The organism is Streptomyces sp. NPDC050315 (assembly GCF_040655775.1).
Taxonomy (GTDB): Bacteria; Actinomycetota; Actinomycetes; order Streptomycetales; family Streptomycetaceae; genus Streptomyces.
In genome coordinates, this window is record NZ_JBFAKN010000010.1 from 313677 (window position 1) to 333990 (window position 20314).

Annotated in this window: 13 protein-coding genes and 1 tRNA gene; 2 read left to right on the top strand and 12 right to left on the bottom strand. The window is 70.6% G+C overall.

All coding sequences use genetic code 11. The features are described 5' to 3' along the window. Positions 1-128: 128 nt before the first annotated feature. A complete protein-coding gene (locus AB0I82_RS32245) occupies positions 129-950 on the top strand; it encodes a DNA-formamidopyrimidine glycosylase family protein (RefSeq protein ID WP_363260974.1) in 822 nt (273 codons plus the stop codon). A 55-nt stretch (positions 951-1005) separates the two neighbouring features. Here AB0I82_RS32245 and AB0I82_RS32250 read toward each other — a convergent pair whose 3' ends face one another. The 10 genes from AB0I82_RS32250 to AB0I82_RS32295 form a co-directional block, all read right to left on the bottom strand. Continuing rightward, complete coding sequence (locus tag AB0I82_RS32250; RefSeq protein WP_363261006.1) at positions 1006-1314, bottom strand: hypothetical protein; 309 nt, start codon at positions 1312-1314, stop codon at positions 1006-1008. Between the two features lie 378 nt (positions 1315-1692). Beyond that, the gene (locus AB0I82_RS32255) at positions 1693-2163 is read right to left on the bottom strand and encodes a DNA starvation/stationary phase protection protein (protein ID WP_363260975.1); all 471 of its coding nucleotides are present in this window, start codon (positions 2161-2163) and stop codon (positions 1693-1695) included. Positions 2164-2348: 185 nt separating this feature from the next. Next, complete coding sequence (locus AB0I82_RS32260) at positions 2349-2732, bottom strand: helix-turn-helix transcriptional regulator (protein WP_363260976.1); 384 nt, start codon at positions 2730-2732, stop codon at positions 2349-2351. A 109-nt stretch (positions 2733-2841) separates the two neighbouring features. Continuing rightward, complete coding sequence (locus AB0I82_RS32265; protein WP_363261007.1) at positions 2842-3330, bottom strand: nicotinamide-nucleotide amidohydrolase family protein; 489 nt, start codon at positions 3328-3330, stop codon at positions 2842-2844. A 119-nt stretch (positions 3331-3449) separates the two neighbouring features. Further along, complete coding sequence (gene pgsA, locus AB0I82_RS32270; RefSeq protein WP_363260977.1) at positions 3450-4142, bottom strand: CDP-diacylglycerol--glycerol-3-phosphate 3-phosphatidyltransferase; 693 nt, start codon at positions 4140-4142, stop codon at positions 3450-3452. Then, positions 4139-5635 (bottom strand): 30S ribosomal protein S12 methylthiotransferase RimO, encoded by a 1497-nt coding sequence (gene rimO / locus AB0I82_RS32275; RefSeq protein WP_363260978.1) that lies wholly within the window; start codon positions 5633-5635, stop codon positions 4139-4141. Before rimO ends, pgsA begins: the two co-directional genes overlap by 4 nt. A 149-nt stretch (positions 5636-5784) precedes the next feature. Continuing rightward, positions 5785-6588, bottom strand: coding sequence for a helix-turn-helix domain-containing protein (locus tag AB0I82_RS32280; RefSeq protein WP_363260979.1), 804 nt, complete (start codon positions 6586-6588; stop codon positions 5785-5787). A gap of 214 nt (positions 6589-6802) precedes the next feature. Beyond that, positions 6803-9586 carry a DNA translocase FtsK gene (locus AB0I82_RS32285; RefSeq protein ID WP_363260980.1) on the bottom strand — a complete coding sequence of 928 codons (2784 nt, stop codon included), beginning with the start codon at positions 9584-9586 and terminating at the stop codon, positions 6803-6805. A 192-nt stretch (positions 9587-9778) separates the two neighbouring features. Next, positions 9779-10462: a response regulator gene (locus AB0I82_RS32290; RefSeq protein WP_363260981.1), complete on the bottom strand. Its 684-nt coding sequence runs from the start codon at positions 10460-10462 to the stop codon at positions 9779-9781. A gap of 253 nt (positions 10463-10715) precedes the next feature. Next, positions 10716-16214 carry a HAMP domain-containing protein gene (locus tag AB0I82_RS32295; RefSeq protein WP_363260982.1) on the bottom strand — a complete coding sequence of 1833 codons (5499 nt, stop codon included), beginning with the start codon at positions 16212-16214 and terminating at the stop codon, positions 10716-10718. A gap of 280 nt (positions 16215-16494) precedes the next feature. On the opposite strand from AB0I82_RS32295, the gene AB0I82_RS32300 reads away from it, so the two are divergent. Continuing rightward, positions 16495-19143 carry a SpoIIE family protein phosphatase gene (locus AB0I82_RS32300; protein WP_363260983.1) on the top strand — a complete coding sequence of 883 codons (2649 nt, stop codon included), beginning with the start codon at positions 16495-16497 and terminating at the stop codon, positions 19141-19143. Between the two features lie 110 nt (positions 19144-19253). On the opposite strand, the gene AB0I82_RS32305 is transcribed toward AB0I82_RS32300, so the two are convergent. Both AB0I82_RS32305 and AB0I82_RS32310 read right to left on the bottom strand, forming a co-directional pair. Continuing rightward, a tRNA-Thr gene (locus tag AB0I82_RS32305) sits at positions 19254-19326 on the bottom strand. 116 nt (positions 19327-19442) lie between these two features. Further along, the gene (locus tag AB0I82_RS32310) at positions 19443-20129 is read right to left on the bottom strand and encodes a DegT/DnrJ/EryC1/StrS family aminotransferase (RefSeq protein WP_363260984.1); all 687 of its coding nucleotides are present in this window, start codon (positions 20127-20129) and stop codon (positions 19443-19445) included. Between the last annotated feature and the right edge of the window lie 185 nt (positions 20130-20314).

Below are 20314 nucleotides of genomic sequence, written 5' to 3' on the forward strand. Positions count from 1 at the left end.
GAAGCGACGACCGCACCGGGGCCGCACGGAGCCACGGCCGCGCAGGGCCGCCCCGGGGCCACCGCCCACAGCAGCCGCACGGCGCCGACCCGCCCTCCCGAAAGCGCCGCGCACGGCATCATGGAGCCATGCCCGAAGGCGACACCGTCTGGCGGGTCGCCGCGGAGCTGCACGAGGCGCTGGCCGGGCGGCGGCTGACCCGTACCGACCTGCGCGTACCCAAGCTGGCCACGACCGACCTGGCCGGCCGCTCCGTACTGGAGGTGCTGCCGCGCGGCAAGCACCTCCTCACCCGCATCGACGGCGGCCTGACGCTCCACTCGCACCTGCGGATGGACGGCGCCTGGCGGGTGTACGGCGTGGGCGAGCGCTGGCGCGGCGGCCCCGACCACCAGATCCGTGCCGTGCTGGCCACGGCGGAGCGCACCGCTGTCGGGTACCGCCTCCCCGTACTGGAGCTGCTGCGCACCGCCGACGAGGACAGCGTCGTCGGCCACCTCGGCCCGGACCTGCTCGGCCCGGACTGGGACCCGGACGAGGCGCTGCGGCGGCTGCTGGCCGACCCGGAGCGGGCGCTCGGCGAGGCGCTGCTGGACCAGCGCAATCTGGCCGGGATCGGGAACGTCTTCAAGTGCGAGCTGTGCTTTCTGCTGCGCGCCTCGCCCTGGCTGCCGGTGGGTGCGCTGCCGCGCCCCGACCACGCGGTCTCGCTGGCGAAGCGGCTGCTGGAGGCGAACAAGCGGCGTCTCGTCCGTACGACGACGCCCAGTGCTCGCCCGGACCGCCGCCTGTGGGTCTACGGCCGCGCCGGCCGCCTCTGTCTGCGCTGCGAGACGCCGATCCGGGTCGCGGACCAGGCCCCCGGACCACAGGCCCGCGTCACCTACTGGTGCCCACGCTGCCAGCCCGATCCTCCGGAGACGCGACTCCCCGGCGCAGCGGCTCCCTGACGCGGCCAAAAGAAACCCGGGCCAGAACACACCCGGGAAGACACCCGGACGTCCCTCACGACCGCCCCGGCCCCCCGCCCCAGCGACCGTGCCGCCATGCCCTCATGCATCGCGCCGTGAGAGCGGAGTCGCTCGGGGCGCCCACGCAGCCGCCGCGCGTGTGCCAGCCCGCCGCGCCGACGCGCCCCCCACCTCGGCGCGCCCGGCGCGGTACGCAGTGCACCGGCAGCAGGCTCAGCCCCCAGCCGCCTGCGGCCATCGCACCTTCCACGACCCCCGCTCCCTCGGGCCAGAAGAGCAGTCGCAGCACGGCCCACCACCACAGCGCTCCGAGGAGCACCGCGGCGGCCCAGCGGCCCGGCACCCGGCGGAGCAACACCACCGCCCCGCCCGCCGGGCCGCGGCCCGGCGCCCCCACCCTGCCGCGGCCCGGTGTCCCGGGCGGCTCGGCGCCCGTGCCCCGGACCGGATGCCGGGAGAAGAAGCCGCGCCATGCCATGACTGCCTCCTCCGGTCGACGGTAGTCGGCCATGGCCCTCCGCCGGGAGGGCGCACCGGGGCACGAACGGCGCGTTCCGCAACGCACGACACGCGCTCGGACGGAACCGTTCCCGACCGGTCCGGCCCTGCCCCAGAGTCGGTCACCGGCCGTCGGACCGCAGTCAGCCTCCGGCAGTACGGGGCGGAAGCGATCGGCTCGGGCCATCGAAGAGCGCCCTACCGGGCCGCCGTCAGGCCACCATCAGACCGCCTCGGCCTGGAACATCCAGTGGTGCTTCTCCAGGTCGGCGGTGAGCCCGATCAGGAGATCCTGGGTGACGGGGTCGGGCTCGTCGGTGGCGGTGATGCGTTCCCGCATCCGCTCGATGACGGCGCCGAGCGCCCGTACGAGGGTGGCCACCGCGTCGTTGTCCTTGATCCAGCCGGCGTCGACGGCGCCGACCCCGCTCGTCTTCGCGACCGTCTCCGCGCGGCCATCGGGGTTCACACCGATCGCCGAGGCCCGCTCGGCCACCGTGTCGGCGTGGCCGCGCGCGCTGGCGACGACATCGTCGAGCTGGAGGTGGACGGACCGGAAGCGCGGGCCGACGACGTTCCAGTGGACCTGCTTGGCGACGAGCGACAGATCGACGAGGTCCACCAGTGCGCCCTGGAGCGCGTCACCGACCGTCTTGCGGTCGCTCTCGGACAGCGTGCTGTTGACGACAGGCATGCATTTCCTCCCGCTTCAAAGCGAATGGTCCGTTTTGGCCATCGTACAAACGATGCCTCATCACAGAAAAAGCCGCAGTTCGGACGGGAGTCTTCGTGCTGCCCTCCGGCAACACGAAAACCCCGGCGGGCGAGTGCCCACCAGGGTTTTCTTCATGCCTGCAAGCGGCCTCCGGGGCCGCGCGGTCAGGCCGCTACGACGTCCACGGCCTCCGCGGGAGCCTTGATCGTCACCCGCTCTTCGGGGACGCCCGTCAGCTGCGTGACGGACACGGCGTTGAACGTGGGGCGCACCGGCGTCGGCACCGGCTCGCTCGCGGCGGCGGAACGGGCCAGCTCCGCGAGCGCCAGCTCGTCGCTGACCTCCCGCATGAGCTCGGACATCCGTACGTCCAGCGCATCGCAGATCGCCGAGAGCAGCTCGGAGGAAGCCTCCTTCTGCCCCCTCTCGACCTCGGACAAATAGCCGAGCGACACCCGGGCGGAGGAGGAGACCTCGCGCAGGGTGCGGCCTTGACGCTGACGCTGTCGGCGCAGCACGTCACCCAGCAGGCGACGGAGCAGAATCATCGCTGGCTCCCTCCTCGGACCTCGGATCCGGATCCTTCTCGCCCCACCGTACCGCCTCGGGCCTCAGCCGTGCCGGGAGCGAGTTCGTGTTCACTCAGGGCTGTAAACATCAGATACCCCCGTGATGTTCCGTATCCTTTGCCCGCGCATTTTCCGTCAGTTCGCTCAACAGCAGATCCACTACTGCGGTGACGCTGTCCCTGCGGATCCGGTCGCGATCCCCGTGCAACGTCAGCCGGCGCACTTTTCCCTCACCGCCGGGTCCGGTGACCGCGACGTAGACCGTGCCGACCGGCTGCCCGTCCTGCGGGTCGGGGCCGGCGACCCCTGTTGTGGCAATACCCCAGTCGGCGCCGAGCACGCGTCGTACGCCCCGTGCCATTTGCCGGGCGACATCGGCGTCCACCGCACCACGGGTGGCCAGAAGCGCGCCGTCCACACCCAGTACGAGGCTCTTCAGTTCGGTCGCGTACGCCGTGACCGAGCCCCGGAAGCACCGGGAGGCACCGGGAATCGCGGTGAGCACGCCCGCGACCAGGCCGCCGGTCAGCGATTCGGCCACGGCCAGCGTCTGCCCGCGCTCCGTCAGCGCCGCCAGCGCCCGCGCAGCGCCCTCCTCGGCGCCGGAGGCAGCAGAAGGCGCGGCCGGTGCCGCGAGGGCGCCAGCGCGCGCCTCAGAGCTTTCCCGGGGCTCTTGCGCAGCGTCCGTACCACCACTCACCGCGCCGGCCCCCGACCGGAAGGCTCCTCACCGGACCGCGCCCGGAGGGCCTCCCGCGACTTGGCCAGCCCGGCCCGGCGCAGCACGACGGCCTGCTTCACGTAGTCCAGGCCCGTGACGACGGTCAGCACCACGGCCACCGCCATCACCCACCAGCGCAGCGTGGCCAGCGGACCGGTGAGCACGAGGACGTACATGCCGACCGCGGTCCCCTGGGCGAGCGTCTTCATCTTGCCGCCGCGGCTGGCCGGGATGACCGCGTGCCTGATCACCCAGAAGCGCATCAGCGTGATGCCGAGCTCCCGGAAGAGGATCACTCCGGTGACCCACCAGGGCAGGTCGCCCAGGATCGACAGGCAGATCAGCGCGGCGCCCATGATCGCCTTGTCCGCTATCGGGTCGGCGATCTTCCCGAAGTCGGTGACCAGGTCGTACGCGCGTGCCAGGTGACCGTCGAACAGGTCGGTGATCATGGCGATGGCGAACGCGGCCCAGGCGAACGCGCGCCAGGCCGGGTCGTACCCGCCGCCGTGCATCAGGAGCAGCACGAAGACCGGTACCAGGACCAGCCGCAGCATCGTGAGGATGTTGGCGATGTTCCACAGCCCGGCCTGCCGCCGGACGGTCTTCGGCCGTCCGGTCCCGCCGGCGGCGGAAGCACCTGCGGCGGAAGCCGGGACTCCGGTCATCTGGCCGCCTCCTCGGGACAGCCGGCACCGTGCTCGGCGCCGAGCGGCAGCGGCTCCGCCACGAGGTCCACGCCCTCGGTCGCCACCACCTTTGCTTCGACCATACGACCCGGGACCAGGTCCTCGCCGGTCGTGAGGTAGGTGACGCCGTCGGTCTCCGGGGCCTGGTGCGCCGCGCGGCCGACCACGCCGTCCTCGTCGTCGACCCGGTCGACCATGACGGAGACGGTCTCGCCCAGGCGCTCCTCGGCGCGCTGCGCGGTCAGCTCCTCGGCGAGCCGGGAGAGGTGGGCCAGGCGCTCGGCCACCACGTCGGGGTCGAGCTTGTTCTCGTAGCCGGCCGCCTCGGTGCCGTCCTCGTCGGAGTACCCGAAGACACCGATGGCGTCGAGTCTCGCCTCGCTGATGAAGCGTTCCAGCTCGGCGAAGTCCTCCTCGGTCTCCCCGGGGAAGCCGACGATGAAGTTGGAGCGGGCACCGGCCTGCGGCACCTTCGCGCGGATCTGCTCCAGCAGCCCCAGGAAGCGCTCGGTGTCCCCGAAGCGGCGCATGGCGCGCAGCACACCGGGGGCGGAGTGCTGGAAGGACAGGTCGAAGTACGGGGCGACCTTGTCGGTGCCGGTCAGGACGTCGATCAGCCCGGGCCGCATCTCGGCGGGCTGGAGGTAGCTGACCCGGACGCGCTCGATGCCGTCGACGGCGGCCAGCTCCGGCAGCAGCGTCTCCAGGAGGCGGATGTCACCGAGGTCCTTGCCGTACGAGGTGTTGTTCTCGGAGACCAGCATGATCTCCTTCACGCCCTGCTCGGCCAGCCAGCGGGTCTCCCCCAGCACGTCCGAGGGGCGGCGCGAGATGAAGGAGCCGCGGAAGGACGGGATGGCACAGAAGGAGCAGCGGCGGTCGCAGCCGGAGGCGAGCTTCACCGAGGCCACGGGGTTGTTCCCCAGACGGCGGCGGAGCGGGGCGCGCGGCCCGGAGGCGGGCGCCACTCCTTCGGGCAGGTCCGTGGGGGCCGAGGCGAGAGCGTCACCGTGGCCGGGGAGTGCGACCCCGGCGTCCTGGCGCTCGGCGGGGCTGATCGGCAGCAGCTTGCGCCGGTCGCGCGGCGCGTGCGCCTCGACATTGCCGCCGCTCAGGATGGTCTGGAGGCGGCCGGAGATGTCGGTGTAGTCGTCGAACCCGAGCACGCCGTCGGCCTCGGGCAGCGCCTCGGCCAGCTCCTTGCCGTACCGCTCGGCCATGCAGCCCACGGCCACCACGGCCTGGGTGCGGCCGTGGTCCTTCAGATCGTTGGCTTCCAGGAGGGCATCGACGGAGTCCTTCTTGGCGGCCTCGACGAAACCACAGGTGTTGACGACGGCGACATCGGCTTCGGCGGCTTCCTCGACGAGCTCCCAGCCGTCCGCTGCCAGGCGGCCTGCGAGCTCCTCCGAGTCCACCTCGTTACGGGCGCAGCCAAGAGTGACAAGGGCGACGGTACGGCGTTCGGGCATGGCGCCCAGCCTACTTCGTCCCGGACGTCCCCATGCCTGGGAGGGTTCCCCGCAGCGCCCCGCGCCCCGGCGTACGGCCGCCCGCCGCCTCTACTGGAGGGGCGGCGGGCGTTTCCCCGGCGTTTCCCCGGAAGCCGGCGGGCGTGCGCTCAGCCGGCCTGCGGGTCGCCCGGGGTGTAGCTCAGGCGCTCCACGGAGCCCTTGTCGCCGATCTCCTTGACCTCCTTGCCGTTGACGTACAGCTGTACGGCTCCGGCGTTACCGAGGACGAGATCGATCCGCTTCTTGTCGGTGAAGGTCTTGGACTCGCCCTTCTGGAGCAGGCCGTCCTCCAGGAGCTTGCCATTGGCGTCCTTGGCGGAGATCCAGCTCTGCCCGTCACGGGCGGTGATCTTGATGGTCACCTTGTCCTTCGGCAGGCCGGCGATGGCGCTGTCGGAGGGGTCGGGCTTGGGGTCGGCGGGCTTGGTCTTGGTCGGGGACGGCTTGACGGTCGGGCTCTCGCCGACGTGCCCGTCGGCGACGGATGCCTCCTGGCCCTTGCCGCCGTCGCTGAACAGCGTGAAGCCGACGAAACCGATCACGGCGACGATCGCGGCGACCATCGCGGCCGTCCAGTTCGGACGCCGCCGCTCGGGACGGATGCGCTCCGCTTCGAAGAGCGGCGCCGCCGGGGTCGGCGCGGGCCGGCCGCCGTGCTCGGCATCGAACTGGGCGATCAACGGGGCCGGATCCAGCCCCACGGCACGTGCGAGTGTTCGAATGTGACCACGGGCGTACACGTCCCCGCCGCAGCGCGAGAAATCTTCCTGCTCGATCGCGTGCACGATGGGGATGCGCACCCGCGTGGTCGTACTGATCTCGTCGACGGTCAGTCCGGCGTCGACGCGGGCCTTCTGGAGGACACGACCGACGGAAGGCCGGTCGTCTTCAGGGGAGTTGCCGATGGACACGGGGGCGCCTTTCGAGCGTGTAGCCACCTGCTGGATGTTCAGTCTAGGGGTGTACCGAAAGGGTCGGGCAAGCGGGAGCGAGGACTTTGTACGCCATCGGAAGGCCTCCCGATGCACACCGGGAGCCCGACGGTCGCGCGCCGTTCCGTCTCTTCCTTCAACTTGACGTATCGGCAGAAGAAACGGTTGCTTGCGATCTCTTTCGAGTGACTTGTCAGTGAGCCTCCCCCCGAATCACGGCAAGCACTCCTTCCAGATCCTCCGGCTTCACCAGAACATCGCGCGCCTTGGAACCCTCGCTGGGCCCCACGATGTCCCTCGACTCCATCAGGTCCATCAGCCGCCCGGCCTTCGCGAACCCCACCCGCAGCTTGCGCTGCAGCATCGACGTGGACCCGAACTGCGTGGAGACGACCAGTTCGGCGGCCTGGCACAGCAGGTCCAGGTCGTCGCCGATGTCCTCGTCGATCTCCTTCTTCTTGCTCTGCCCGACCGTGACGTCGTCGCGGAAGACCGGGGCCATCTGCTCCTTGCAGTGCCGCACCACCGCGGCGACCTCCGCCTCCTGCACGAAGGCGCCCTGCATACGGGTCGGCTTGCTCGCCCCCATGGGCAGGAACAGGCTGTCGCCCTTTCCGATGAGCTTCTCCGCGCCCGGCTGGTCCAGGATGACCCGGCTGTCGGCCAGCGAGGAGGTCGCGAAGGCGAGCCGCGAGGGCACGTTCGCCTTGATCAGGCCCGTGACCACGTCGACCGAAGGGCGCTGCGTCGCCAGCACCAGATGGATGCCGGCCGCGCGCGCCAGCTGGGTGATGCGGACGATGGAGTCCTCCACGTCCCGCGGCGCGACCATCATCAGGTCCGCCAGCTCGTCCACGATCACCAGCAGGTACGGATACGGGGACAGCTCGCGCTCGCTGCCCTCGGGGGCCTGTGCCTTGCCGCTGCGCACCGCCTCATTGAAGTCGTCGATGTGCCGGTACCCGTAGGCCGCGAGGTCGTCGTAACGGAGGTCCATCTCGCGCACCACCCACTGCAGCGCCTCGGCGGCCCGCTTCGGGTTGGTGATGATCGGCGTGATCAGGTGCGGGATGCCTTCGTACGCGGTCAGCTCGACCCGCTTGGGGTCGATCAGGACCATCCGTACGTCCTCCGGCGTGGCCCTGGCCATGACCGAGGTGATCAGGCAGTTGATGCAGGAGGACTTGCCGGAGCCGGTGGCGCCCGCCACCAGGACGTGCGGCATCTTCGCCAGGTTCGCCGAGACGTAGCCGCCTTCGACATCCTTGCCGAGCCCGACCACCATCGGGTGGTCGTCGCCCACCGAGGCCGCCGAGCGCAGCACGTCCCCGAGGTTGACCATCTCGCGGTCGCTGTTGGGGATCTCGATGCCGACCGCGGACTTGCCCGGGATCGGGTTGATGATCCGCACGTCCGGACTGGCCACCGCGTACGCGATGTTCTTCGCCAGCGCGGTGATCTTCTCGACCTTCACGCCCGGACCGAGCTCCACCTCGTACCGGGTGACCGTCGGCCCCCGGGTGAAGCCGGTGACCGCGGCGTCCACCTTGAACTCCTGGAACACCTTGGTCAGCGACTCGACCACCGCGTCGTTGGCCGCGCTGCGGGTCTTGCCGGGCCCGCCGCGCTCCAGGAGGTCCAGCGAGGGCAGCGCATACGTGATGTCGCCGGCCAGCTGGAGCTGCTCGGCGCGCGGCGGCAGGTCGGAGACGGGCTCCGGTGCGCGCTTGGTGAAGTCGGGAACGGTCGACGAGGACGGCTCCGGCGCCGGATCGGGCTCGGCACCGCGCGCGGGCGGCACCGAGCTCTGCAGGCCCTGCGCCGTACCGCTGTCCTCGTGGTCGTCGCGGTCGCCCTTGATGCCGCTGCTGATGTCGGCCACCAGGGCCGAGGGCTGGATGCCGTGCAGCACCGCGCCGTCCAGGTTGGCGGCGTACCCGGCGGCCACGTCCACCGCGTCCTTGGACCGTGCGGGCTCCCACTCGGCGGACGGCTCCGCGGCCGGCTCAGCGGCCGTACGGCGCGTTTTGCGGCGCTTGGCGAGCGCGGCCTCCTCCGCGGCCTCCGGGGACGTCTCCAGGCCCTCGGAGCGGCTCCGGCGGCCCTTGCGGGCGGACTGCTCGCGCGGCTCGTCGGCGAACGCGTCGGCGTCCGGCTCGTACGTCTCCAGGATGCCCAGCCGGATGCCGAGCGCCTTGAAGCGCCGCGGAATGGCGGTCACCGGGGTCGCGGTGACCACCAGCAGGCCGAAGACGGTCACCAGTGCCAGCAGCGCCACCGACAGGGTCTGCCCGACCATGAAGAGCAGCGGCTTGGACACGGCCCAGCCGAGATAGCCGCCGGCGTCCCGCACCCCCGCCACATCGTCCTGGTCCGGCGAGCCGCAGGCGATCGCGACCTGTCCGAGCACGCCGACCACCAGCGCCGACAGCCCGATGACGATCCGTCCGTTCGCCTCCGGCTGTTCGGGGCGGAAGAAGACCCGGGCGGCGATGCCGCCCACCAGTATCGGCACGAGCAGGTCCAGCCGGCCGAACGCGCCGGTCACCAGCAGCTCGACGACGTCACCGACGGGGCCGTTCAGATTGGCCCAGGTGCCCGCCGCGATCACCAGGCCGAGGCCGAGCAGGGCCAGCGCCAGGCCGTCCTTGCGGTGGGCCGGGTCGAGGTTCTTCGCGCTGCGCCCCATGCCGCGGAAGAGCCAGCCGACGGTGTGCGCGAGGCCCAGCCACAGGGCGCGCACCGCGCGGTAGATGCCCCCTGTCGGCGACGGCGCGGGCTTCTTCGCCGCCGCCTTCTTCGCGGGGGCCTTCTTCGCGGCCGCGGCCTTCTTGGGCGGCGCCTTCTTCGCCGGTGCCTTCTTGGCGGCGGGCGGCTTCGCCGCGGTCTTCTTGGCGGCGCCCCCGGGGCGCCCGGCGCGCTGCTTCGAGGGGCCCGCCGTGCTCTGGGAACCCTTGCCGGACGTACGTGAGGCCATGGTGACGAGGTTACAGGCGACACCCCGGGGTGACACGGGCGCTCGGGCCTTCACCCGTTCGTGTCGTAACCAACGCGCCATATGGGCGGTTGGCCCGCCCTGAGGCCCAACACCCGGGACAGCGCGGGAAGCTGCTGCCGGGTCAGCTCCGCGGCGGGGCGGCGCCGGCGCCGTACACCCGGCGCCGCGCCGTCAGTTCTGCGACGGGACGGACGGCGTGTCGCTGTTGCCCGTGCCCGGCTCCAGGGCGTCCAGCGCGCGGCGCAGTCCGGTCAGCTTCCGCTCCAGATGCGCGGCCGTCGCCACGGCGGCGGCGTCCGCCGACTCGTCCAGCTGTTTGGACAGCGCCTCGGCCTGCTCCTCGACGGCCGCCAGCCGCGCGGAGAGCTCGGCGAGCAGCCCCGCCGCCTCCTTGGCGTCCTCGTCGCCGGCCGGCTGACCGCCCTCCAGCTGCAGCCGCAGCAGCGACGCCTGCTCCCGGAGCTTGACGTTCTTCATGTACAGCTCGACGAAGACCGAGACCTTGGCGCGCAGCACCCAGGGGTCGAACGGCTTGGAGATGTAGTCCACCGCACCCGCCGCATAGCCGCGGAAGGTGTGGTGCGGGCCGTGGTTGATCGCCGTGAGGAAGATGATCGGGATGTCGCGCGTCCGCTCACGGCGCTTGATGTGCGCCGCGGTCTCGAACCCGTCCATCCCCGGCATCTGCACATCGAGCAGAATCACCGCGAAATCGTCGGTGAGCAGCGCCTTGAGCGCTTCCTCCCCGGACGATGCCCGCACCAGCGTCTGATCGAGCGCAGAGAGGATCGCCTCCAGCGCCAGCAGATTCTCCGGCCGGTCATCGACCAGGAGGATCTTGGCCTTCTGCACCATGGCCCGTCCTCCTCGCCCCGGCACTCCACCGGACGCCGCCCCAGGGGACGGCTCCGTCATGCCGCCCGTACTTGTGCCGGTCATGGTAGCCGCACCCCGCCTGTCGCCACACCCTGTCACCGCTATGTCACCGTGCACGTAGCAGAAACGCAGCGGGAGACCAGAAGGTTCCCCGAATACCGTGCTCCCACACGTGCACGACCACAGGGAGTCAGCATATGGGCGAAGATCCGGCCTCTCCGTACACGCCCTGTCACTCCGCGCGCATCCATTGCTGCATCACGGAGAGCAGATGGTCGGTGTCCACCGGCTTCGTCACATAGTCGGAAGCCCCGGACTCGATGCTCTTCTCCCGGTCGCCCTTCATGGCCTTGGCCGTCAGGGCGATGATCGGCAGGCCGGCGAACTGCGGCATCCGGCGGATCGCCGCGGTCGTGGCGTAACCGTCCATCTCCGGCATCATGATGTCCATCAGCACCACTGTCACATCATCGTGCTGCTCCAGCACCTCGATGCCCTCACGGCCGTTCTCCGCGTACAGCACCGAGAGGCCGTGCTGCTCCAGGACGCTGGTGAGCGCGAAGACGTTGCGGATGTCGTCGTCGACGATCAGCACCTTCTCGCCCTGGAACGCGCCGCCCTCGGAGGGCTGCGCCACCAGGTCCTGTCCGCTGCCCAGCCACGGTTCGTCCGCGGACTGCGGCGGCTGCGCGACAGTCGGCCCGCCGGGCAGCGCGGGCCGCGGCGCCGCACCCGAAAGGCCGCGCCTGCGACGGCGGTTGAGGCCGGAGACCGCGGCGTCCGGAGTGGTCGCCTCCTCCTCCGCCGCACGGTGCGCCGCCGCCTCCTGCTCGGCGATCTCCGCGTCGTGCGCCTCCGCGTCCATCGCGAAGCCGCCCGCGACCAGCTGCGGGTAGCCCTGCGGCGGCAGCCCGCCCGGGTTGTACGGGAGGTACAGCGTGAAGGTCGAGCCGCGGCCCGGCTCACTGGCCGCGTGGATCTCGCCGCCCAGGAGCCGCGCGATCTCGCGGCTGATGGACAGGCCCAGGCCCGTACCGCCGTACTTCCGGCTCGTCGTGCCGTCCGCCTGCTTGAACGCCTCGAAGATGACCCGCATCTTGCTGGACGCGATGCCGATGCCGGTGTCCGTCACCGAGAAGGCGATCATGTCGGCGTCCGCGTCGCGCAGCGCGCCGTGCTCCAGGAGCTGCTCGCGGATGGCCATCGGGACGTCCGCGCCGGCCGGCCTGATGACCAGCTCCACCGCTCCGGAGTCGGTGAACTTCACCGCATTGGAGAGCAGGTTGCGCAGCACCTGAAGGAGGCGCTGTTCATCGGTGTGCAGCGTCGCGGGCAGCTCCGGGGAGACCCGTACCGAGAAGTCCAGGCCCTTCTCCGCGGTCAGCGGCCGGAACGTCGCCTCGACGTAGTCCACCAGCTGCACCAGCGCGATCCGGGTCGGGCTGACGTCCATCTTGCCCGCCTCGACCTTCGACAGGTCCAGGATGTCGTTGATCAGCTGGAGCAGGTCCGAGCCCGCGCCGTGGATCGTCTCGGCGAACTCCACCTGCTTCGGCGAAAGATTCCCCTCGGCGTTGTCGGCCAGCAACTTGGCCAGAATCAACAGGGAGTTGAGCGGCGTACGCAGCTCGTGCGACATGTTCGCGAGGAACTCGCTCTTGTACCGCATCGAGACCGCGAGCTGCTCGGCGCGCTCCTCCAGGACCTGCCGCGCCTCCTCGATCTCGGTGTTCTTCACCTCGATGTCGCGGTTCTGCTTGCGCAGTTGCTCCGCCTTCTCCTCCAGCTCGGAGTTGGAAAGCTCCAGCGCGCGCTGCCGGCTCTCCAGCTCCGCCGAGCGCTCCTTGAGCTGCTCGGTCAGCTCCTGGGACTGGCTCAGCAGGATCTCCGTCTTGGTGTTGACCGAGATCGTGTTGACGCTGGTCGCGATCATTTCCGCGATCTGGCTGAGGAAGTCCTTCTGGATCTGCGTGAACGGCTGGAACGACGCCAGCTCGATGACGCCCAGCACCTTGTCCTCGAAGAGCACGGGCAGCACGATCACGTTCGCCGGAGGCGCCTCGCCCAGCCCGGAGGAGATCTTCAGGTATCCCGCCGGCACGTTCTCCACCAGGATGGTGCGCTTCTCCTCCGCCGCGGTGCCGATGAGCGTCTCGCCCGGTACGAAGGTGGTGGGCATCTCACCCATCGAATAGCCGTACGAGCCCGTCAGCCGCAGTTCGTAGTCGCCCGCCTCGCCGCCGTCCGCGCCGATCTCCTGGTTGTCGTCGGCCGACGTCGCGAGGAAGAACGCGCCGTGCTGCGCGGAGACCGCGGGCGACAGCTCGCTCATGATGAGCTTCGCGACATCCTTGAGGTCGCGCCGGCCCTGCATCAGACCGGAAATACGGGCGAGGTTGCCCTTCAGCCAGTCCTGCTCCTCGTTGGCGAGCGTGGTCTCGCGGAGCGTGGCGATCATCGTGTTGACGTTGTCCTGGAGCTCCAGGATCTCGCCGGCCGCGTCCACGTCGATACGGACGTTGTGGTCGCCGAGGGTCACCGCCGCGGCGACGGCGGCGATCGCGCGCACCTGACGGGTCAGGTTCCCCGCCATTTCGTTCACCGATTCGGTCAGGTCCTTCCAGGTACCGGCCACGCCACGCACCTGCGCCTGACCGCCCAGCTGACCGTCCGTACCCACCTCACGGGCCACCCGCGTGACCTGCTCGGCGAAGGACGACAGCTGGTCGACCATCGTGTTGATCGTCGTCTTCAGCTCCAGGATCTCGCCCCGGGCATCGATGTCGATCTTCTTGGTCAGATCACCCTTGGCGATGGCCGTCGTGACCATCGCGATGTTCCGCACCTGGCCCGTCAGGTTGGACGCCATCGAGTTCACCGACTCGGTGAGGTCCTTCCACGTACCGGCGACGCCCGGCACCCGCGCCTGGCCGCCCAGGATGCCGTCGGTGCCCACCTCACGGGCGACGCGCGTCACCTCGTCGGCGAACGACGACAGCGTCGTCACCATCGTGTTGACCGTGTCGGCCAGGGTCGCGACCTCGCCGCGCGCCTCGACCGTGACCTTCTTGGTCAGGTCGCCGTTGGCGACCGCCGTCGCGACCTGGGAGATGTTCCGCACCTGGCTGGTCAGGTTGTTGGCCATCAGGTTGACGTTGTCGCTGAGGTCCTTCCAGATGCCGGTGACGTCCCGCACCCGGGCCTGGCCGCCCAGCTGGCCTTCCGTACCCACCTCACGGGCGACCCGGGTCACCTGCTCGGCGAAGTCGGAGAGCTGGTCGACCATGGTGTTCACGGTGGTGACCAGTTCGAGGATCTCGCCCTTGGCGTCAACGGTGATCTTCTTGGACAGGTCACCGCGGGCCACCGCGGTGGTGACCTCGGCAATGTTGCGCACCTGAGAGGTCAGGTTGTTCGCCATGCCGTTCACGGACTGGGTGAGGTCCTTCCAGGTACCGCTCACCCCCTGGACCTCGGCCTGGCCGCCCAGGATGCCCTCGGTACCCACCTCGCGGGCCACCCGGGTCACCTGCTCGGCGAAGGAGGACAGCTGGTCCACCATCGTGTTCAGGGTGTTCTTGAGCTCCAGGATCTCGCCGCGGGCGTCCACGTCGATCTTCTGGGAGAGGTCACCGCGGGCCACCGCGGTCGCGACCTGGGCGATGTTACGGACCTGAGCGGTCAGGTTGCCCGCCATACCGTTCACCGAATCGGTCAGGTCGCGCCACACACCGGCCACGCCCGGCACCTGCGCCTGACCGCCCAGCCGGCCGTCCGTACCCACCTCGCGGGCGACTCTCGTCACCTGCTCCGCGAACGCCGAGAGCTGGTCGACCATCGTGTTGATGGTGTTCTTCAGCTCCAGGATCTCGCCGCGCGCATCGACGTCGATCTTCTGCGACAGGTCACCCCGGGCGACCGCTGTCGTCACCTGCGCGATCTGCCGCACCTGCGATGTGAGGTTCCCCGCCATGAAGTTGACGGAGTCGGTCAGTTCCTTCCACGTACCGCTCACACCCGGAACCTGGGCCTGACCGCCCAGCCGGCCCTCCGTACCCACGTCCCTGGCCATCCGCGTGACCTGGTCCGCGAACGAGGACAGCTGATCCACCATGGTGTTCACGGTGTTCTTCAGCTGGAGCATCTCGCCGGAGACGTCGACGGTGACCTTCTGCGACAGATCACCATTGGCCACCGCCGTCGTGACCTGCGCGATGTTGCGGACCTGGCCGGTGAGGTTCCGGAAGGCCGTGTTCACCGAGTCGGTGAGGTCCTTCCACGTACCGGCGGCACCGGGCACCTGGGCCTGACCGCCCAGCTCACCCTCGACACCGATCTCCCGGGCCACCCTGGTGACCTCGGCACCGAAGGAGGACAGCTGGTCCACCATCGTGTTCACGGTGTTCTTCAGCTCCAGCATCTCGCCGGAGACGTCGACCGTGACCTTCTGCGACAGATCACCATTGGCCACCGCCGTCGTGACCTGCGCAATGTCCCGCACCTGACCCGTCAGGTTGCGGAACGCGTTGTTCACCGAGTCGGTGAGGTCCTTCCACGTACCGGCCGCGCCCGGCACCTGCGCCTGACCGCCCAGCTGGCCCTCGGCGCCGACCTCGTTCGCCACCCGCGTCACTTCGTCCGCGAACGTGCGCAGCGTCTCGGTCATCGTGTTGATCGTGTCGGCCAGCTGCGCGACCTCGCCGCGCGCGCTCACCGTGACCTTCTGGGACAGGTCGCCGTTGGCGACCGCCGTCGTCACCTGCGCGATCCCGCGCACCTGGGCCGTGAGGTTGCCGGCCATCAGGTTGACCGAATCGGTCAGGTCCTTCCAGACGCCCGCGACGCCCGGCACCCCCGCCTGGCCGCCGAGCTCGCCCTCCGTACCGACCTCCCTGGCCACCCTCGTGACCTCGGAGGCGAAGGACGAGAGCTGGTCCACCATCGTGTTGACGGTGTTCTTCAGCTCCAGCATCTCGCCCGCGACGTGGACGGTGACCTTTCTGGAGAGATCACCCTTGGCCACCGCGGTCGTGACGAGAGCAATGTCACGTACCTGAGCGGTGAGCCGGGAGGCCATCGTGTTGACCGAATCCGTGAGGTCCTTCCACGAACCGGACATTCCGCGTACCCGGGCCTGACCGCCGAGCTTGCCCTCCGTACCGACCTCACTGGCGACCCTGGTGACCTCGTCGGTGAACGCCGAGAGCTGGTCCACCAGCCCGTTCACCGTGCGGCCGACCTTCAGGAACTCGCCCCGCAGCGGGTGCGCCGTCGTCCCGTCACTGCTCCGCGTCCGCAGGTCCATGCGCTGCTCGAGGTCGCCCTCGGACACCGCGGACAGCACCCGGCCCACCTCGGAGACCGGCCGTACGAGGTCGTCCACGAGCGCGTTGGACGCGTCGATCGCGGCTGCCCAGGAGCCCTCGCAGGCCCCCACTTCCAGCCGCTCTGTGAGCTTTCCCTCACGTCCCACGACCCTCCGCACCCGGGCCAGCTCGCCCGTGAGGTGCAGATTCCGGTCGGCGACCTCGTTGAAGACGGCCGCCACCTCCGCCATGATCCCGTCGCCGGAGACGGTCAGCCGCTTGCGGAAGTTCCCGTCCCGCATCGACACGAGAGCGGACAGCAGGCGGTTCAGCGCCGCCGTGTCCACCTCGGTCGTCCCGTTGTTGCGGGAGCGTCCGCCTTTCGCGCGCGTGCTTGCACCCCGCGCCGCTCCGCCAGACTCCACCGTGTCCCTCCCGCAGGGTCGACCGTTCTACCCGGGCCTTCTCTTGAAGCCTTCCCAGTGTTTCACCATGGCCCAACCAGGCCATAACAGTTCGGCAGCATCGCATACCGTCCGTGGCGAGCCCGGGGCGGGAAACACACGTGACCGGCATCCATGCGGGCGTCGAAGGTAAGTACCCTGGGCTCCGGCTGTCCACCCGCACGGCCGGTGCGGTGGCGCGAGCACGACGGGCATTCGGAGGGGCGCCGCGACTATGGGGGAGCAGATCACCGACACACGCATGAGGAGACCAGTGATCACCGCGCGGGCCGCTGCCACCTTCGAGCCGGTAGGGCGCTCGGTCGCCACGGCCCGGGCTTTCGTGCGCGACACCCTCCAGGGCTGGGGCCACGGCGACATCATCGACGACGCCGTCGTCCTCACCAGCGAGCTGGTCACCAATGCCGTCGTACACGCCGGCACCGCCGCCGACGTGCTCTGTCTCCGCACCGACACCGGCGTCCGGATCGAGGTCGCCGACCGCTATCCGGAGCGCGAGGTGCCCGTACAGAGCTCCGGACAGGCGCTCGCCCACCCGGACCGCGAGGGCGGCCGCGGACTGCTCCTGTGCGGCGCCCTGGCCACGCGCTGGGGCGTGGAGTACACCCCCTCCCAGAAGCACGTCTGGTTCCAGCTCGACCTGCCCGAGCGCCCGGCCGGCACCCGGTCCGCCGGCCCCGCGCTCCCCGCGGACGCGCTCCCCGTCGCCGAGCACCGGGTCCGCGTCGCCGTCGTCCAGATCGACCGCGGCGGCTGCCTCAGCTCCTGGAACGAGGACGCACAGGAACTCTTCGCCTATGCGCCCGAACAGGTGATCGGCAAGCCCCTCACCGACTTCGCGGCCTGGCCGCACACCCCAGGTACGGGCACCGGCATCGCCGAAGCCCTCCAGCTCTCCCGCTGGGAGGGCAGCTACGGCATAAGGGGCGCCGACGGCCGCGTCGTCCCCGTGTACGCCTCGCACCTACGGGTGCGCGACGCCGACGGCGAGCCCTCCACGGTCTGCCTCCTGGTCCGCGACCACGAGCGCGCCGTCCTCCAGAGCCCGCCGCGCACCCCGGCGGACTCCTCCGCCCAGCAGTCCGAGGGCCACGGCCCCGCCGACCCCTTCGAAGTCTTCATCGGCTCCCCCGCCCCCGACGACCTCGACGGCCTCCTGCAGCGCACGGTCGAACGCGCCCGCGACATGCTCGACGGCGACGCCGCGTACCTCCTCCTGGCGACCGACGACGAGACCGAGCTGGAGGTACGCGCCTCCACGGGGCTGCCCTCCGCCCGTCAGCGCTTCGCTCGCGTCCCCGTGGAGGCCGGCAGCGGCCGCTACGGCTCGGCCCGTATGCCGGCCGTCCACGAGGACCTGACGGCCGTACAGGGCGCCGTCCCGCTGCTCTCCGGTACGGGCATGCGCTCGGTCGTCACGGTCCCGCTCAAGGTCGAGGGCCGGCTCACCGGCTCCCTCGGCGTCGCGGCCGAGGCCCCCGGCCGGTACACCAACGAAGAGGCGCTGCGCCTGCAGTTCGCCGCCGACCGCATCGCGCTCGCCGTCGAACGCGCCCGTCTCACCGAGCTCGAACGGCTCCGCCGCGGCTCCCTCTCTTTCCTCGTCGAGGCCTCCGACCTGCTCGCCGGCACCCTGGACCGCAATCAGACGCTGGCCCTCATGGCCCAGATGACGGTCCCCACGCTCGCCGCCTGGTGCGCCGTGTACACCGTCGCCGACCAGGCGTCCGAGCCCGAACTCTCCTTCGTGCTGCACGAGGACGAGGACCGCATCGACGGCCTCAAGACCCTGCTCCAGAAGGTCGCACCTCCGGAGCCGGTGCCCACCCCTGGGGCCCGCGTATGGAGCGCCCCAGGAGACGCGGCCCACGACGCCGCCCTGCGCACCTCGTTGCGCAGCCTCGGCCTGGGCGCCTCCGCACGCCCCTCCAGCGGCCCCGGTGCCACGCTCGCCACCGCCGCCGCGGTCGGCGGCGAGACCGTCGTACTGCCGCTCGTCGCCCGTAACCGCGTCATCGGCATGCTCACCCTCGGCAAGCCCACCGAGGAACACTTCCGCCAGGAAATCCTCGAACTCGCCGAGGACCTCTCCCGAAGGGCCGCGCTCGCCCTGGACAACTCGCGCCTGTACTCGGAGCGCACGGCCATCAGCCAGTCCCTCCAGCGCAGCCTGCTGCCCCCGGAGTTGCCCGACGTCCCCGGCGTCGAGGTCGAGGTCATCTACCGCGCGGCCGGCGAGGGCAACGAGGTCGGCGGCGACTTCTACGACCTCTTCCCCATCCGCGACGGCGCGTACGGCTTCGCCATCGGCGACGTCTGCGGTACGGGCCCGGAAGCCGCGGCCGTCACGGGCCTCGCCCGGCACGCGCTGCGCCTGCTCGCCCGCGAGGGCTTCGGCGGCCCCGCCGTCCTGGAGCGCCTGAACGCCGCGATCCTCGACGAGGGCGCCCGCAGCCGCTTCCTCACGCTCCTCTACGGCGAACTGTGGCCCCAGCGCGACGGCAGCGCCGTGCTGAAGGTCGTCTGCGCGGGCCATCCGCTGCCCCTGCGGCTGCGCCAGGACGGCACGGTCGAACCCGCCGCCGAACCGCAGCCGCTGCTGGGCGTCATGGAAGACCTGGAGCTGTACGCACAGACCGTCACCCTCGACCCGGGCGACGTCCTCCTCTGCGTCACCGACGGCGTCACGGAGCGGCGCGAGGGCACGAGGATGCTCGGCGACGACGGCCTGGCCGACGTCCTGACGACCTGTACGGGCCTCACGGCCGGCGCCGTCGCCGCCCGCATCCTGCGCACCGTGGAGCGCTTCGCCGCCGAGCCCGCCTCGGACGACATGGCCATCCTCGCCATGCGGGTGCCGGAGGCGGTGCACGAGAGCGTGACGCCGTAATCCCAGAGCCGTAATCCCAGGGGCCGAGGTTTTCCTCGGCCCCTCTCCTTTCGCCCCTGCCGCGGATACGCAAAAGGCCCCCGCCAGTGGCGGGGGCCTTTTCTCGTCAGAGCCCCAATACGGAATCGAACCGTAGACCTTCTCCTTACCATGGAGACGCTCTGCCGACTGAGCTATTGGGGCGCGTCGACGGGTTTAACTATACCCGATCACAGACGATGGTTCGAATCGCCGCTGGCCGCCCCGGCCAGCCCGCCGCATAAATCGGAATTACCCGGCACCGGGTATTCGCGGCGGCCTCAGAACGCCGGCTGGAGAAGCCCCCCGAGCGCATTGCACGCGCTCACGACGCGCTGCAATTCACGGCGGGTCAGCGCTCCCGCTACGGGCAGCGCCAGCGTCTCGTCGCACGCCCGCTCCGTCTGCGGCAGCAGCAGGTCCCGCCGGTGCGCCGGCATCCGGTACACCGGCACCGGCACGGGCACCCGGCAGGCCACACCCTTGGCCCGCAGCGTCCGCGCGAAGGCGTCGCGGTCCGGCCGACCGTTGCCCGGGACCCGGACCACGTACTGCTCGTACGTGTGCGGCGCCCGCTCCGTGGGCGTCACGACGCCGCGCAGCCGCCCGTCGAAGTACGTGGCGTACGCCCGCCGCTGCTCGGCCCCACTGGGCGCCGCGCCGGGCTCCTCGGCGCCGTGCACCAGCAGCCCGTGGCGCGCTCCCAGCTCCTGCAGCCTGGCCAGGTCGGCCTGCTGTCCGAAGCGGTGCACGGCGATGACGGCGGCGGTCCTGGAGGTCAGTACGTCGGCCACGGCGGCCGGGTCGATGCAGTAGGTGTCCGGGTCGATGTCGGCGAAGACCGGTGCGGCTCCGGCGCGCACGACGGCCTCGGTGACCTCGGCGTTGCCGAACGCCGGCACCACGACCTCGTCGCCGGTGCCGATACCGGCCGACTCGAGCGACTCAAGCGTTCCACTTGTCCCCATGCCTCCGGATGCTGGCGGCCGAACGTGAACGGCAGGTGACGCGCTGCACTGCAACGGCAAAACAAAAAAGCTCCGGTCCCTGAACCAGAAGGTTCAGGGACCGGAGCTGAAGAATTGTTCGGCGGCGTCCTACTCTCCCACAGGGTCCCCCCTGCAGTACCATCGGCGCGGAAAGGCTTAGCTTC

Bases quoted from the DNA above. Each gene is read 5' to 3' on its own strand.
- AB0I82_RS32245 (WP_363260974.1), top strand. From the start codon at position 129: ATGCCCGAAGGCGACACCGTCTGGCGGGTCGCCGCGGAGCTGCACGAG.
- AB0I82_RS32255 (WP_363260975.1), bottom strand. From the start codon at position 2,163: ATGCCTGTCGTCAACAGCACGCTGTCCGAGAGCGACCGCAAGACGGTC.
- AB0I82_RS32260 (WP_363260976.1), bottom strand. From the start codon at position 2,732: ATGATTCTGCTCCGTCGCCTGCTGGGTGACGTGCTGCGCCGACAGCGT.
- pgsA (WP_363260977.1), bottom strand. From the start codon at position 4,142: ATGACCGGAGTCCCGGCTTCCGCCGCAGGTGCTTCCGCCGCCGGCGGG.
- rimO (WP_363260978.1), bottom strand. From the start codon at position 5,635: ATGCCCGAACGCCGTACCGTCGCCCTTGTCACTCTTGGCTGCGCCCGT.
- AB0I82_RS32285 (WP_363260980.1), bottom strand. From the start codon at position 9,586: ATGGCCTCACGTACGTCCGGCAAGGGTTCCCAGAGCACGGCGGGCCCC.
- AB0I82_RS32290 (WP_363260981.1), bottom strand. From the start codon at position 10,462: ATGGTGCAGAAGGCCAAGATCCTCCTGGTCGATGACCGGCCGGAGAAT.
- AB0I82_RS32300 (WP_363260983.1), top strand. From the start codon at position 16,495: ATGAGGAGACCAGTGATCACCGCGCGGGCCGCTGCCACCTTCGAGCCG.
- AB0I82_RS32310 (WP_363260984.1), bottom strand. From the start codon at position 20,129: ATGGGGACAAGTGGAACGCTTGAGTCGCTCGAGTCGGCCGGTATCGGC.